Annotated in this window: 13 protein-coding genes; 10 read left to right on the plus strand and 3 right to left on the minus strand. The window is 59.4% G+C overall.

Annotated elements, in window-relative coordinates; translation table 11 throughout:
- Positions 1-1357: 1357 nt before the first annotated feature.
- Positions 1358-1930, minus strand: a complete 573-nt coding sequence (locus C4J94_RS18050) for a nucleotidyltransferase family protein (protein ID WP_124387409.1) — start codon at positions 1928-1930, stop codon at positions 1358-1360.
- 83 nt (positions 1931-2013) lie between these two features.
- Complete coding sequence (locus tag C4J94_RS18055) at positions 2014-2469, minus strand: helix-turn-helix domain-containing protein (protein WP_124367699.1); 456 nt, start codon at positions 2467-2469, stop codon at positions 2014-2016.
- Between the two features lie 150 nt (positions 2470-2619).
- Between C4J94_RS18055 and C4J94_RS18060 the strand changes: the two genes are divergently transcribed.
- From C4J94_RS18060 to C4J94_RS18100, 9 genes are all read left to right on the plus strand, one after another.
- Positions 2620-3876, plus strand: a complete 1257-nt coding sequence (locus C4J94_RS18060; RefSeq protein ID WP_124387410.1) for an MFS transporter — start codon at positions 2620-2622, stop codon at positions 3874-3876.
- 96 nt (positions 3877-3972) lie between these two features.
- Positions 3973-4269 carry a 2Fe-2S iron-sulfur cluster-binding protein gene (locus C4J94_RS18065; RefSeq protein ID WP_124387411.1) on the plus strand — a complete coding sequence of 99 codons (297 nt, stop codon included), beginning with the start codon at positions 3973-3975 and terminating at the stop codon, positions 4267-4269.
- Between the two features lie 66 nt (positions 4270-4335).
- Positions 4336-5088 (plus strand): hypothetical protein, encoded by a 753-nt coding sequence (locus tag C4J94_RS18070; protein WP_124387412.1) that lies wholly within the window; start codon positions 4336-4338, stop codon positions 5086-5088.
- Positions 5089-5103: 15 nt separating this feature from the next.
- Positions 5104-6444 (plus strand): acetyl-CoA carboxylase biotin carboxylase subunit family protein, encoded by a 1341-nt coding sequence (locus C4J94_RS18075; RefSeq protein WP_124387413.1) that lies wholly within the window; start codon positions 5104-5106, stop codon positions 6442-6444.
- Positions 6445-6516: 72 nt separating this feature from the next.
- Positions 6517-7848 carry an acetyl-CoA carboxylase biotin carboxylase subunit family protein gene (locus C4J94_RS18080; protein WP_124387414.1) on the plus strand — a complete coding sequence of 444 codons (1332 nt, stop codon included), beginning with the start codon at positions 6517-6519 and terminating at the stop codon, positions 7846-7848.
- A gap of 31 nt (positions 7849-7879) precedes the next feature.
- The gene (locus C4J94_RS18085) at positions 7880-9109 is read left to right on the plus strand and encodes an acetyl-CoA carboxylase biotin carboxylase subunit family protein (RefSeq protein ID WP_124387415.1); all 1230 of its coding nucleotides are present in this window, start codon (positions 7880-7882) and stop codon (positions 9107-9109) included.
- Between the two features lie 31 nt (positions 9110-9140).
- On the plus strand, positions 9141-10037 hold the full coding sequence (locus C4J94_RS18090) for an EamA family transporter (RefSeq protein ID WP_124387416.1): 897 nt from the start codon (positions 9141-9143) through the stop codon (positions 10035-10037).
- A gap of 79 nt (positions 10038-10116) precedes the next feature.
- Positions 10117-11403: an aminotransferase class V-fold PLP-dependent enzyme gene (locus tag C4J94_RS18095; protein ID WP_177413458.1), complete on the plus strand. Its 1287-nt coding sequence runs from the start codon at positions 10117-10119 to the stop codon at positions 11401-11403.
- Positions 11404-11519: 116 nt separating this feature from the next.
- Positions 11520-12701, plus strand: coding sequence for a hypothetical protein (locus tag C4J94_RS18100; protein WP_124387417.1), 1182 nt, complete (start codon positions 11520-11522; stop codon positions 12699-12701).
- Between the two features lie 25 nt (positions 12702-12726).
- Here C4J94_RS18100 and C4J94_RS18105 read toward each other — a convergent pair whose 3' ends face one another.
- Complete coding sequence (locus C4J94_RS18105) at positions 12727-13641, minus strand: LysR family transcriptional regulator (protein ID WP_124387418.1); 915 nt, start codon at positions 13639-13641, stop codon at positions 12727-12729.
- 140 nt (positions 13642-13781) lie between these two features.
- Between C4J94_RS18105 and C4J94_RS18110 the strand changes: the two genes are divergently transcribed.
- Positions 13782-14177 carry a RidA family protein gene (locus tag C4J94_RS18110; RefSeq protein WP_124387419.1) on the plus strand — a complete coding sequence of 132 codons (396 nt, stop codon included), beginning with the start codon at positions 13782-13784 and terminating at the stop codon, positions 14175-14177.
- Positions 14178-14245 lie beyond the last annotated feature (68 nt).

Below are 14245 nucleotides of genomic sequence, written 5' to 3' on the forward strand. Positions count from 1 at the left end.
AGCGCAGATCTGAACAGCAACACCGTTCAACTGTGGGAGCTGTCGAGCCCCGGCGAGGCTGCGATGGCGGCGGTACAGTCAACATCTTCATTGCCTGACCCACCGCTTTCGCAGCCTCGCTAAAGCTCGACAGCTCCCACAGGAATTGGCTGTGTCAGCGCGAATCTCGGTTCGCAGGGCCATCAAGACGAGCGCAGATCCAAACAGCAACACCGTTCAAATGTGGGAGCTGTCGAGCCCCGCCGAGGCTGCGATGGCGGCGATACAGTCAACATCTTCATTGCCTGACCCACCGCTTTCGCAGCCTCGCTAAAGCTCGACAGCTCCCACAGGGGATCGGCGGTGTCAGCGCGAATCTCGGTTCGCAGGGCCATCAAGACGAGCGCAGATCCGAACAGCAACGCCGCTCAAATGTAGGAGCTGTCGAGCCCCGGCGAGGCTGCGATGGCGGCGGTACAGTCAACATCTTCATTGCCTGACCCACCGCTTTCGCAGCCTCGCTAAAGCTCGACAGCTCCCACAGGAATTGGCTGTGTCAGCGCGAATCTCGGTTCGCAGGGCCATCAAGACGAGCGCAGATCCGAACAGCAACGCCGCTCAAATGTAGGAGCTGTCGAGCCCCGGCGAGGCTGCGATGGCGGCGGCACAGTCAACATCTTCATTGCCTGACACACCGCTTTCGCAGCCTCGCTAAAGCTCGACAGCTCCCACAGGAATTGGCTGTGTCAGCGCGAATCTCGGTTCGCAGGGCCATCAAGACGAGCGCAGATCCGAACAGCAACGCCGCTCAAATGTAGGAGCTGTCGAGCCCCGGCGAGGCTGCGATGGCGGCGGCACAGTCAACATCTTCATTGCCTGACACACCGCTTTCGCAGCCTCGCTAAAGCTCGACAGCTCCCACAGGGGATCGGCGGTGTCAGCGGGATCTTGGTTTACAGAGCCATCGAGGCGAGCGCAGGTCTCACCCGCAACGCACTCAAATGTAGGAGCTGTCGAGCCCCGGCGAGGCTGCGATGGCGGCGGTACAGTCAACATCTTCATTGCCTGACCCACCGCTTTCGCAGCCTCGCTAAAGCTCGACAGCTCCCACAGGGGATCGGCGGTGTCAGCGGGATCTCGGTTTACAGAGCCATCGAGGCGAGCGCAGGTCTCACCCGCAACGCACTCAAATATAGGAGCTGTCGAGCCCCGGCGAGGCTGCGATGGCGGCGGCACGGTCAACATCTTCATTGCCTGACACACCGCTTTCGCAGCCTCGCCGGGGCTCGACAGCTCCCACAGGGGATCGGCGGTGTCGGCGGGATCTCGGTTTGCAGGGCCATCGTGACAGGCCCAGCTCTAGACAGCCCTCGGCGGGTTATTCGGCTGTTCCCGGTTGCACAATCCTGAGCCAACGCCAGCGTGCCTGATAACTGCGGGCCTTGTGCAAAAACAGCTCCGGCTCCGCATGCTCAGGATTAATGCGCAGCACGCCCTGCTCCACGTCTGCCAACCCGTACGGCGCATACACCTCCCCCGTGGCAATGTCCAAGGCGATGCACGTGCCCGCTACCAGATAACGGTCCACCCCTTGCCTGGCCGAATGCAACTGAGGGTATGGCCGGCCAAACCGCTGTCCATACCAGAGGTGAACCCGAGCCTGGTTCTTGACCTCCACGTTGACGCCCAGGTCCTGGAACAATTGCTCGGCCCTACGAATCACCGCATCCTCAGCCTCGTAGGACAAATCCTTGTCGAAGTAAAAAACGTCGTAGTCCTTCACCCCTTCATCAACCGGGCGATTCGCCTGATGATTCCACACCGCCTGAAACAGACAGCCCGCCGTGAGCAGGCACTGCTCTACCCCGAGCGAAGGCAAGCGTGCGGTAATCTCAGCGTTGATAGGGTTGGTCATGGCCAGTTCGAGTAAGGCGTCGACGGTCAAGGTCATGGGAATTCCTGGGGATCAGCTCTAAGCGCCTCGACTCTACCGCAGATCAGCCGCGGCGAAACTGAAGTTCATTCCGACTCGCCTCAACCCCAGTGCTTGACGACCCGCCGATGACAATCGGCCGGGGTCAACACCTTGCCCGCCCTGGAACGTACGGCGATGGTTTCTACCGGCTCCGACAATTCATTGTCGAGCAGCACCGAGTAGCTCTCTCCTTTTTTGAATAAGTAGCGCTCCCCCCACTGGCGCATGCTGATGACGATGGGAAACACCGCGCGCCCCATCTCAGTCAGTACATATTCTTTATAGGCGCTGCCGTCGGATGCCGGCTGAATGGTAAACACGCCCAACTCGACGAGCATTTTGAGCTTGACCGTGAGGATGTTCTTGGCGAGACCAAGACGTTTCTGAAATTCACTGAAGCGGCGAACGTCGTCAAACGCGTCGCGGATGATCATTAATACCCAGCGATCTCCAATTGCTTCGAGCGTGCGGGCGACCGGGCATTCGCTCTGCGCCAGTAATTGCTGTCTGGCCATGGGTCTCCTGGAGGCGAGTCAGTAGGAAGCGAGAAAAGTTCTAACCTCAGACGAAAATGTTTTACAAATTTGGTTGCATTTAACAACCTCATTGGATAAAAATCAACGAATCGGTTTCCTTTCAAAACCACATATTCCAAGGATGGAGTGATGCCTTTCAAGTCTCATGCCCCGGTAAAGATGGACATCGAAGCCGAAAAAACCAGCGGTGGGCACATGCAAGCCCCCCAAACCCGGGACACCTCCAGGCTCAGTCGCTATCAGACTTTTCTTTTTGCAATCACCTGCGCCATGGCGGTCGCAAACGTCTACTTCGCCCAGCCTTTGCTGGAATCGATGGCCGCCAGCCTGTCGGTTTCGCCGGGCACGATTGGTGTCGTAGTCACGGCGACACAAGCCGGTTATGCCGTCGGATTGTTGTTCATCGTTCCGCTGGGTGATTTGCTCAATCGCAAGAAACTTATCCTTACACAAATGCTGCTGTCGGCTCTGGCCCTGTGCGCAGTTGGCCTGGCGCAGGATTGGGGCATGCTGCTCGGCGCGATGGTGCTGGTGGGCCTGATGGCGGTCGTGGTGCAGGTGGTGGTCGCCTACGCCGCTTCGCTGGCGAGTCCCGAACAGCGTGGCGAAGCCGTCGGCACCGTGACCAGTGGCGTGGTGCTGGGCATTCTGCTGGCCCGCTTCGTCTCGGGTGCAGTGGCTGATCTGGCCGGCTGGCGCGGCGTTTATTTTGTCTCGGCCGCCCTGATGATCGGCATGGCACTGGTGCTGATGCGCACCATGCCTGCCTCCACCGCGCCACCAGCGAAAGGCGGCTACTGGCAATTGCTGCGATCGGTGTTCCAGTTGTACCTGACCGAACGTACATTGCGGGTCCGGGGCACCTTCGCCCTGCTGATCTTCGCCGCGTTCAGCGTGTTGTGGACGTCGATGGTACTGCCACTCAGCGCGCCACCGTTGTCGCTGTCACACACCCAGATTGGTTTGTTCGGACTCGCCGGCGTGGCCGGTGCGCTGGCAGCGGCCCGGGCCGGACGGCTCGCCGACCAAGGGCTCGGCAATCGCACCACGGGCGTCGCGTTGGCGCTGTTGACCGTGTCCTGGCTGCCTACGGCGTTCGTTGAACACTCATTGTTCGCCATGGTGGTGGGCGTGGTGCTGCTGGATTTCGCCGTGCAAGCCGTCCATGTCACCAATCAGAGCCTGATCTTCGCCGCACGACCCGATGCCCAGAGCAGACTGGTGGGCGCCTACATGTGCTTCTATTCGGTGGGCAGTGGTCTGGGTGCAATAGCCGCTACTTATACTTATGCACACTTTGGCTGGGTCGCCGTTTGTCTATTGGGTGCCGCCATCAGCGCAGTTGCCCTGCTGTACTGGATCTACCTGGGACTGACTTCCAAATAACGTTCCAACATCAACAAACTTTTCGCGTTCGCCAGTTAACGGATGGCGTGAAACTGTGGGCCTGCCACACACACTTTAATATCAACCGAGGTCAGTATGGCGTTGCACACACTCACTATTGCGTCGCATCAACTCGAGTTTCAATTGCCGGTCAACTCGCCTATTACCGATATCGAGTGGGAAGCCGGCGGCAAGAATGTGATCCCGCTGGGCTGCCGCGTCGGGGCCTGCGGCGCCTGTCTGATCAAAGTCAAATCGGGTCTTGAGGCGTTAAACCCTCGGCACGGCGATGAAGAAGCGTTTATCGAAGTATTGGGCTACACCGGCGAAGAATACCGCCTGGCGTGCCAATGCTTGATAAGAGGTGAATTAGCCATTGAAGTCATTGGCTGATAGTTGCAGTTGAAGTCGGTTCATTAATTAACGCGTTAAAAACAAACCCAATACAGAGGCTTGATTATGCTTAACCGTGTAAAGAATGTTGGCTATGGTGATCGCACTCCTTTCCTCAATGCTGCCGCGTCATTGAATCTGCGTGGGGAAATTGACCGAATTATCGATACGCAGGTAGAGCAATGGTACGCAACCGTGCCTCAAGCCGCTCACCTGGAAGGTAAAGACGTCAACAGTGCGTACTACAAACGTCACCTGGTCGAAACCGCATGGCGCATCCGTCTGCTGCGCGTGGCTGAAGCAAAAGCGCTGGTCGATGTGGCCAAGGTCAGCCCGGAAGCTGCACAGATCTGGGCCCACTACGAACAGGAAGAAATGCTCCATGACGACCTGTTCATTCAGGATCTGGAACGTGTCGGCGTAAGCCGCGAAGAGTTCCTGGCCACCGAACCGTACCTGTCCACCAAGTTGCTGGCGGGCTTCTTCTCCTACCTGCTGGACCACGAAGGCCCACTGGGCGTCGTTGCCTATTCCTACTTGGTCGAGTACGTGAACGTGAAGCTCGAACCCCGCAAGCTCGAAGCCCTCAAGGCCTCGGTTGGCGAGAAAAACATCATCGGTCAGGTTTCCCACTCTCACACCGATATCAACGACGACCACCCGGGCGAAGTCTGGGCCGCTCTGCGCTTCCTGATCAAAGGTGAGCAGGACATCGAAGCCCTGAAACGCTACCTGGCTGAGCATCAGAAAATTCTCGCCATGTATTTCAGCGAGCTGTACATCGACACCCTGGCCAAGCCGCAACACAAGGCAGCTTAAGCCATGGAGCAGGCAATGAATTCAAATCGACCCGGCGTTCTGATCCTGAGCCATTGCGGCTTTTCTTTCCTGGAGGACTTGAAGGAGGAGCTGCATCGCCGCCAGCTCCGGTGTTTCGTATTGAGTTCATTGCCGCTTCCGGAACACGTGCCGACCCGCCTGGAACAGATTCAGGGCTGGGCGGACCGGCTCTACACCGCAGACGCTCACCAGTTGAGACTGGAAGACGTGAACAACGCACTCCAGGCGCTGCGCAAGTCCGGCGAGCAGGTCACCTGCTGCATCAGTGTGTGGGAAGGCTATCGACACCTGATGGCCGCAGCCAACGCCGCGCTCGGAACCTATGACATCGATGCCCGACAGGCACTGGCATTGCGCAACAAGCTTGAGGTGCGCAACCAACTGGCCGAGGCAGGATTATCGCAAGCCAATGCCTATGCATTGACTGCACCGGTGCTGGAGACACTGCAAGCGCGGAACCAGCGCTACTTCATCAAGCCGATCCACGGAATCGCTTCGTATGCGGCGTTTCCGATGCGCAAGGACACCACCTGGGAAGCGCTTGAGGAATTGCGCAAGGCTTCGGTCGAGGACACGGTGTATGCCTCGGCCTTCAACGACGGTCTGCAGTTCATGGCCGAGGATTACATCGCCGGCCAGGAATTCAGTTTCGAGATGCTGCTGGTCGATGGTCAGGCGCATGTCGTGGCCGTCCATGAAAAATACGAAGTGACCGAGACCGCTGACACGGTGCTGGAGGACAGTTGCACCACGCCGCCGGCAAGCGTTGACCAGGCGCAGATTGCGGCGGGCTTGCAGTGGCTGAAGAGCGTGTTGGGCTGCCTGGAGCTCAAGTGGGGTTGCTACCACGTTGAAGCGCGTTTCACCGGGCAACACTGGGACCTGATCGAGATCAACCCACGCGTTGGCGGCAGCTTGATTTCTCAGAGCGTCGAGGCAGTCACCGGCGGCCACAGCATGCTCTCACTGTGGCTGGATCTGCTTCTGGCCAGTCAGGACGACGCCCTGCCCCGCGAAGCGCTTGTGCAACGCCTGAGCCAATTTGGCTGGCAGGCGGACGGCAGCAGCGCACAGACCACAGCGACTTTTTTCCGAGTTTATTTCGCCAAACCGGGAACGCTGAGTTCGGTCACCCTCAATGACCTGCCCCTGGCACCAGTGGTGAAACACATCCTGCTCAAAGCAGGCGATGTGATTCCCGCGCATGCCCGTGAGGTGTTTTTGGGCCAGTTGCTGTGGACGTTCGACCGAGACCGTCAGGCAACGGAACTTGAGCGTCTGGCGCGTCTTTCCGCCACGGCGCTGGACATCCAGTACGACGTTGAAATCCATTGAAATCCCGCTGAGCAAGCGCCTGGAACAGCATTGCTGTCCATGAACAATTCCAAGCATTTGAGGATGACGAACATGCCGCTGCGTGCGCCTGTATTGTTAATAGTGGACTACAACCTGAGCCGAATCGGCGATGTTCTGCACATGCGCAACTATGCGCGCCAGCAATGGGGCGCCGAGACCTGGCTGGTTCGGGACAATCCTCAGAATCATGACCTGCAGATCAGTGACCGGGTCATCGATGCCGACCCGCTGGACCCGGAATTCGTCCTCCATGCGCTGCGTCAGTTGGGCGAGGACGCGGGCAGGATCAGTGCCGCAATGGTGTTTTCCGACAACGCAGTCGCCAGCGGTGCGGCCCTGCTCGAACAACTCGGCCTGCCGGTGGACGACGCCGAGCTGGCGCTGGGCGCCTTTGACAAACTGGCCTACCGCATCGCCGAACGTCGCGACCGTCCCCTGCTTGAGCCGCTGGGGGTCGTGCTGCCGGACTTCCAGCAGATCGGATGCATCAACGATGTGCGCAATTTCGCCCTGCGCCAGGAACGCGGCTTCGTCATCAAACCGGCGTGTGAAGGCAACAATCGCGGGGTGGTGGTGATCGCCCCGGGGGGCGACTGCGAGCAGGCCTTTGACGAAGTGGCGCCCTACCTGGAGGGCGGTGTGTTGGCAGAAGCGTTCATCACCTTCACCCGCGAATACTCTTATGACGGCTTGGGCGAGCTGTGGTTTATCACGGAAAAAGTCAGCGCCACCGGACGTTATCCCGTGGAAGTAGCGCAGATCCTGCCCGCCCGCCTCAGCGAGCCAGAGCGTCAGGCGATTCGTCAAACCGGCGAGCAGGTCAATCGTCTGGTCGGCCAGCGAATCGGCCCGTTTCACAACGAGATCAAACTTAGCGATACCGGTTACCAAACGGCCGTGATCGAGCCTAACCGTCGTCCCGGCGGCATGAAAATCTGGACGCTGGCGCACGCCGTACATGGCGTCGATCTGTATGCGGCATGGGTCGATTCGGTGTTTTGCGCGTCGGTGCCGCAGGAGCTGCCGCCGGCAACCTGCAGCGCTGCCACGGTGATGTTCGGCGTACCCGAGGACATGACGCTCGACGTGGTCGAATTGGGCGACATCCGCACCCTGGTTGATGACACGCTGACGTTGGCCGCGCAGACCCTCGAGCTGGCCAAGGACGACATCACACTGCTCGAGTGCGCCTGGATCATCGGCCATTCACGGCTGATCCATGCAACCCCCAGAGACAACAGCGACTTCGTGGCCCATGCCTGCGTCGCGTTGCATGACGCTCGCATCGACATCTGCGATCTGGTGACGGTGCTGCGCGAACAGTGGCTTACGGTACTGAACCGTCACCTGCGCGCTGCGCAATTGTTCAAGGTCGCGTCCTGACTTCTCTCTAATACGCTTTGAGATCCCCGGCATGAAAATCCTCATTCTTCACCGTGTCCCGTATCCGCGTATCGAGTACCACCGCGGGATTGACCATGACTTGCACGATGTCACGTACATTGGCAAACAATCGGCAATCGATACGCTCCCCGCCGACCTACGCTGCCACAGCGTGGTGCGAGCCGGGCTGAACAGCGCCTTCGATGAAACGCTGGCGTGGCTGGCCGAAAGCCCACAAACCTTTGATCGCGTCATATCGATGTCCGAGTACGAATTGCTCGACGCGGCGCGTCTGCGCGAAGTGCTGAATATCGAAGGTGCGTCGTTGCAGTCGGTGACCCTGGCGCGCAACAAGCTGGAGATGAAAGCCGCGGTTCAGGCCCGGCATCTGCGTGTACCGCGCTTCATGTCGCTGGAGCGCTATCTGTTGCTGCAAGGCCATGTGCCGTGGACTGGCGCAACCGTGCTGAAACCTCACAGCGGTGCGTCGAGCATGGACGTCAGCATTCATGAGCAAACGGCTCACGCCTTCGATGAGATCAGGCACAAGATCAGTAGTCTCGCGCTACGCGTTGATGAGTTTCAGGTCGAAGAGTACATCAGCGGCGCGATCCGCCATTTCGACGGCCTGGTATTGAACGGTCGGGTCATCACCCTGCTGTCCAGCGAATACGTAGGCACCTGCCTGGATTACATGGAGCGCGGCCAACCGCTCGGTTCGTGGCACATCGAAACCACGGCGTCGATGCAGGAGTGGGTCAGCGCGGCGCTGCAAGCGGTGCAGATTCACAATGGCGCGTTTCATCTCGAAGCGATCATGGCGGACGACGAGCCGGTGTTTCTCGAAGTCGGCAACCGGGTCGGTGGCGCGGATGTGGTCGCGACCTATGAGCTTGCCACGGGCATCCACTTGCCGTCGCTGGAGTTACGCATTCACGTAGACGGCGAACTGGACCTTTCGGCCTTCAGTCGCCAGCAGGACGACCTGGGTTTCGGCTGGTTTGTGTTCCCGGGGCACACCCATCCGGAGCGGATCTACCAGGGCCTGGACGGCGCCGAAGAGCTGCGCGCGAGTGCGCAGGTGGTGCAATGGAATGAACTGTCAGTGGGCGCACTGTTGCCGGAGCACGTGACCTATTCGGCGTTCGAAGCGCCGTTGGCCGGCATCGTCAAAAGCGCTGAGCCCCAGCAGACTCGGGCATGGATGCAATCGTTGTTTTCACGTGTGCGCCTGGCGCACAACCTGACCTCTGTAGCGTGACACCGACCTCCTTCCTCAAGGCAAATAATCCATGAAACCACTGCACGTAGTGTTGGCTGTATTGATAACGGCAATCTGGGGCGTGAATTTCTCGGTGATCAAACTGGGACTGGCCACCGTCGATCCGTTCATCCTGGCGGGTATCCGCTTCAGTCTCTGTGCGTTACCGGCGATGTTCTTTATCCGTAAACCTGACGTGCCGTGGCGCTACATCATCGGCTATGGGCTGGTGTTCGGCATTGGTCTGTGGGGCGTGGTCAATCTGGGTATCAAGGCTGGGTTGTCGGCGGGCATCGCGTCGCTGGTGCTGCAGTTCAGCGCGTTCTTCACCATCCTGCTCGGCAGTTGGGTGTTCAAGGAAGCGCTGACCCGCTTCCAGGTGCTGGGCATGTTGATCGCGCTCGCGGGGCTGCTATGCATCATCAAGATCAGTGACGGTTCGGTGAGCCTGACCGGCGTATTGCTGGTGCTGGTGGGCGCGGCGTCCTGGAGCGTTGCGAACATCATCAACAAGAAGGCCAGCACCAAGGATGTCTTCGGCTTTCTGGTGTGGTCCAGCGCGTTTGCGCCGATTCCGCTGTTCGCCCTCGATTACGCGGTGAACGGCAGCGCCGGCTACACGGCGTTTGTCAGTCAGGTAAACACGACTACCGTGCTGTCGATCCTGTTCCAGGTCTACCCCAACACGCTGTTCGCTTACTGGATCTGGAACTCGCTGCTCAAGACCTATCCGGTCTCCACCGTGGCGCCACTGTCTCTGCTGGTGCCGATCTTCGGCATGCTCGGCTCGGTAGTGGTGTTCAACGAAAGTGTGCCGGTGAGCAAAGTATTGGCGGTGGTGCTGATCGTACTCGGCCTGGCCGTCGGCCTCTATGGTCAGCGTATTTTCAGTGCTATTTTCGCGCGTCCTGCGCGTACTTCAATTTGAATTGAAAGAGAACCGTATGAGTCTGGGAAGACGTGATTTTATGGGCGCCAGTGTAGGAGCGACCCTGATTGGAGGCAGCATGTTTGCAGGTGTAGTAAAGGCACAGGTGGGCCAAGCGCCCGCCCAGGATGAAACCGTAGCACCCCTTGACCCCGCCGATTGGGCGTCGGTACGGGCGCAGTTCAAGCTGTCGCCGGAATTTGTGCACATTTCCAATTTCTTTCTGGCTTCCAACCCCAAGCCGGTACGCGATGCGATGGCGCGCCACCGCCAGGCCTTCGACGAAAACCCTTACACCTACCTTGAAGACAATATGTTCGCCAAACCCGAAGACATGGTTTGGCGCAAGGTTTGCGCTGCGGCGGCGGAGTACACCGGTGGTCGGGCCGAGGACATCGCGCTGACCACCAGCACCACGCAGGGCCTGGCGATGATTTACAACGGCCTGAAGTTGCGTCCCGATCAGGAAATCCTGACCACCCATCACGAGTGGTATACCCACGACGAGGCCATGCGCCTGGCAGTGGTGAAATGGGGTGGGAGCATCCGTCGCATCGACCTGTACGAAGGGCCAGAGGATGTCAGTGTCGACGCGATCGTCGCGCGCATAGAAGCAGCCATCAAACCCTCGACGCGCATTCTGGCCATGACCTGGGTGCACTCGGGCACCGGCGTGCGCTTACCGCTCAAGGACATCGGTGCCCTTGTGGCCCGACTCAATCGTGATCGCGCTGAAGCCGATAAGATCATCTATGTGATCGACGGTGTGCACGGTTTCGGTTGTTCCGAGGCGCAGGTGGCCAGCCTGGGCTGCGATTTTTTCAGCGCCGGCACGCACAAGTGGATTCTTGGCCCGCACGGCACGGGGCTGGTCTGGGCACGTGAAGGACAATGGGCACAGATCACTCCCACCATCCCTACCATTATGGCCGCCGAGCCTGGCAATGCCTGGCGCCAGCAACGCGATCCGCAAGGTGAAACGCAGGCCGCCTGGGTCAGCCCTGGCGGATTCCTGGCGTTTGAAAACCAGTGGGGCGTGATCGAGGCGTTCGAGTTCGTCAAGAAAATCGGGCGCAAGCGCATCGCCGACCGCGTCGCCGAACTCAACGGTCAACTGAAAGAAGGCCTGGCGAAGCTGCCCAATGTGCACCTGCACACGCCCCGCTCCGCCGAGTTTTCCGCTGGCATCGTATGCTGCGATGTCAAAGGCTGGACGCCTAAGGATGTCGTGGCGAAATTGAAAGCGCAGAAGATCATCGCCAGCGCCACACCGTATCGCCATTCGACGGTGCGTTTCTCTGCCGGGATCGTCAACACCCCTGAAGATATCGAGAAAACCCTCAAGGTCATGCGCACGTTCGCCTGACACCCAGCCAGCCCGGATCCACGCCAGCCTTCTGCACCGCTCAATGCGGCTGCGGGGCTGACGTCGGCCGTTCAAATTCGATGAATCGCGCGTACTCAAGGGCAAGGATCGATGACATGAGTGAACACCCAAGCACCGCAAAAGAGCTGGCCATTTTCCTGTTCTGCTCGACGGTCTACCGCCTGTTTTCCGGCGCACTGCTGGTCTCGTTGACCTGGACCATTCTCAAACAGAACGATGGCGACTACCTGCCGTTGGCCCTGGCGATTTTCTGCTCGTTCATACCGGCGTTCATCACCCCGATGATGATCAAGCGCCTGTCGCACCACATGACCGGACGCCAGATGAGCAGCCTGTTCATACTGTGCCTGACGGGCCTGGCGCTGATCTCCGGGTTCTCGCGAAACTTTACCCTCGGATTGCTGATCACCAACCTCTTTGTATGGCTGATGATCATGTCCCTCGAGGCCAGCCTGGACATGTGGTTTACCCAGCTGCAACGAGGCATGGATGAAACCAAGGTACGGCGGATCAGTGGCGCCACCACGGCCACCAGCCAGGCGGCCCTGATGATCGGCCCGTTGTTGGCAGCGGGTTTGATGCCGATTCTGACCGGCATTGGTTTTTCCCTTGTACTGAGCAGCGGTTTTTTGCTGGTTGCGGGTATTTGCTACACGCGCAACGGCCTGCCCATGGATGTACGCGAGAAGCTCGAAGTAGCAGCTCCCGCCAGACTGCCGATGACCTTGTTTGTGCCGATGGTGCTGATCTGGCCGATTCTAGGCGCGTTCAATTTCATGCTGCCCGTGTACGTATCGAATCACGGATGGACGCTGTTTGAATTGGGTATCCTGGATGCCGTGTTCGGTTTGGGCATGGCGCTGATCGGTGTGTTGGTCATCATCGCCAATACCGGCCGTAACCTGCTGGTTTACCTGTCGGCGCTGACTGCACTGGCGGTGATTTCCACCACAATGTGGTGGCTGATGCCGGACTCGCTGTTTCTCAAAGCGCTGAGCCTTCTAATTCTGGGCATGGCCTTTGGCGGTGCGCGTGTGCATATTCGTGTCGCGATTGCCTGCCGCTACAGCGAAGCGGCCGTCGGTTTGTACGTGAGCAAGGCAAACGCCCTGGCGACGCCGATGCTGCTGCTGATCCTCAGTCTGCAGTTGGCGATCATCGAGAACGCCTGGCTGCTGCCGTTCCTGCTGGTGACCCTGTCGGTCGTGCTGTTGCTGCAGACCTCAGCGACGCGTTTTGCTCGTGGGCAAACGCCTGTCGAAGCCGTGGGTGCCTAGTCCTGAAAGGGGTTTACACCTGTTTTCACTTAACCACCGGCGCATGCTCGGCCATCAGCGCTATCACCCAGTCGATAAATACCCGCACCTTGGCGCTGACATGGCGATTCGGCGGGAAGGCCAGGTACATCGGCATGGGCGCCATGTGCCAGTCCTCGAACAGCGGCAGCAGCTCGCCGCTGACCAGGTGCGGTTTGGCCATGTACTGCGGTAGCCAAAGCATGCCCAGACCCGCCAGGCCGGCGGCGAGGTAGGCATTGCCGTCGTCGACCGTCAGTTGCGGGCGCCCCTGGGTCTCGATGCGTTCCTCACCACGCTGCATCGCATAGGGCAAGGATTTGCCCGTACGAAACCAGAGAAAGCCCACGGTGCTGTGCCTGCCCTCCTCCAGTTCATGGGGGTGCACTGGCGTACCGAAGCGCTGCAGATAATCGGGCGCGGCGTACATGCCGATGTTCAGATCGCCCACATGCCTTGCCACCAGTGACTGATCGGTGATTTCGCCGCCGCGCACCACGCAGTCGACGTTTTCGCCAATGATGTCGACAATCCGATCGCTCACGCCCAGGGTCAGCTGGATTTCCGGGTAGCGGGCAAAGAAGCCCGGCAAGGCGGGTATCAGCAGCATGCGCGCAAACGGGCTGGGCACATCCACCCGCAGGCGCCCGCGCGGCGTCATCGAGGCGCTGGACAGGCTGGTCTCGGCGTCGTCCATATCGACCAGTAGCCGGATGACGCGCTCGTAGTAGGCCGCGCCATCGGCGGTGACGTTGACCTTGCGCGTGGTGCGGTTGAGCAAGCGCACACGCAGCCTCGCTTCCAACTGCTGAACGAGCTGCGTCACGGTGGTCTTGCTCATGTGCAGGGTGGCTGCCGCCTTGGTGAAGCTGCCGGTTTCCACCACTCGGGCAAAGGCCTGCATTGCATCGAAACGGTCCATTTCACGCCTCACTGGAGTCTGGATAGTTTGGATTCTACAAACAGTCATGACCAGCGTTGCGCGTTTATTGGGGGCGCTCGTCTTTTTACACTGTCTCCCTCGTAAATAGCGGGCCGTGTCGGCCCCGAAGGAAGTATGTAATGACCCGCAAACGTGATGTGGTTTTCCCGCCTGACCGCCATGCACTCTACGAGCTGCACCGCTACTCACCCGCGATTCGCTCCAACGGTTTTCTGTTCGTCTCCGGTCAGGTCGGCAGCCGCAAGGATGGCTCGGCCGAACCGGACCTCGCGGCACAGGTTCGCCTGGCCTTCGCCAACCTCAACGCGATCCTGACTGAGGCCGGCAGTAGTTTCGAGGATGTGGTCGACACGACCATCTTCATGGTAGACCCCGACTCGATATTCGAAACGATCTGGGAAGTGGTGGCCGAGTACTGGGGCGAAGCGCCCTACCCGACGGCGACCGCGATCGGCGTGACCTGGCTGTCCGGTTTTGATTTCGAGATCAAGGTGATTGCCAAGCTGCCCCGATAAACTTTGCTCAGCCCCCTTCAACCGTCACAGGAGGCCATTTTGTTTTTTTTGGGGGGGGTCCTTGTTCT

Origin of the sequence: Pseudomonas sp. R5-89-07, from assembly GCF_003851685.1 — a bacterium.
Classification (GTDB): domain Bacteria; phylum Pseudomonadota; class Gammaproteobacteria; order Pseudomonadales; family Pseudomonadaceae; genus Aquipseudomonas.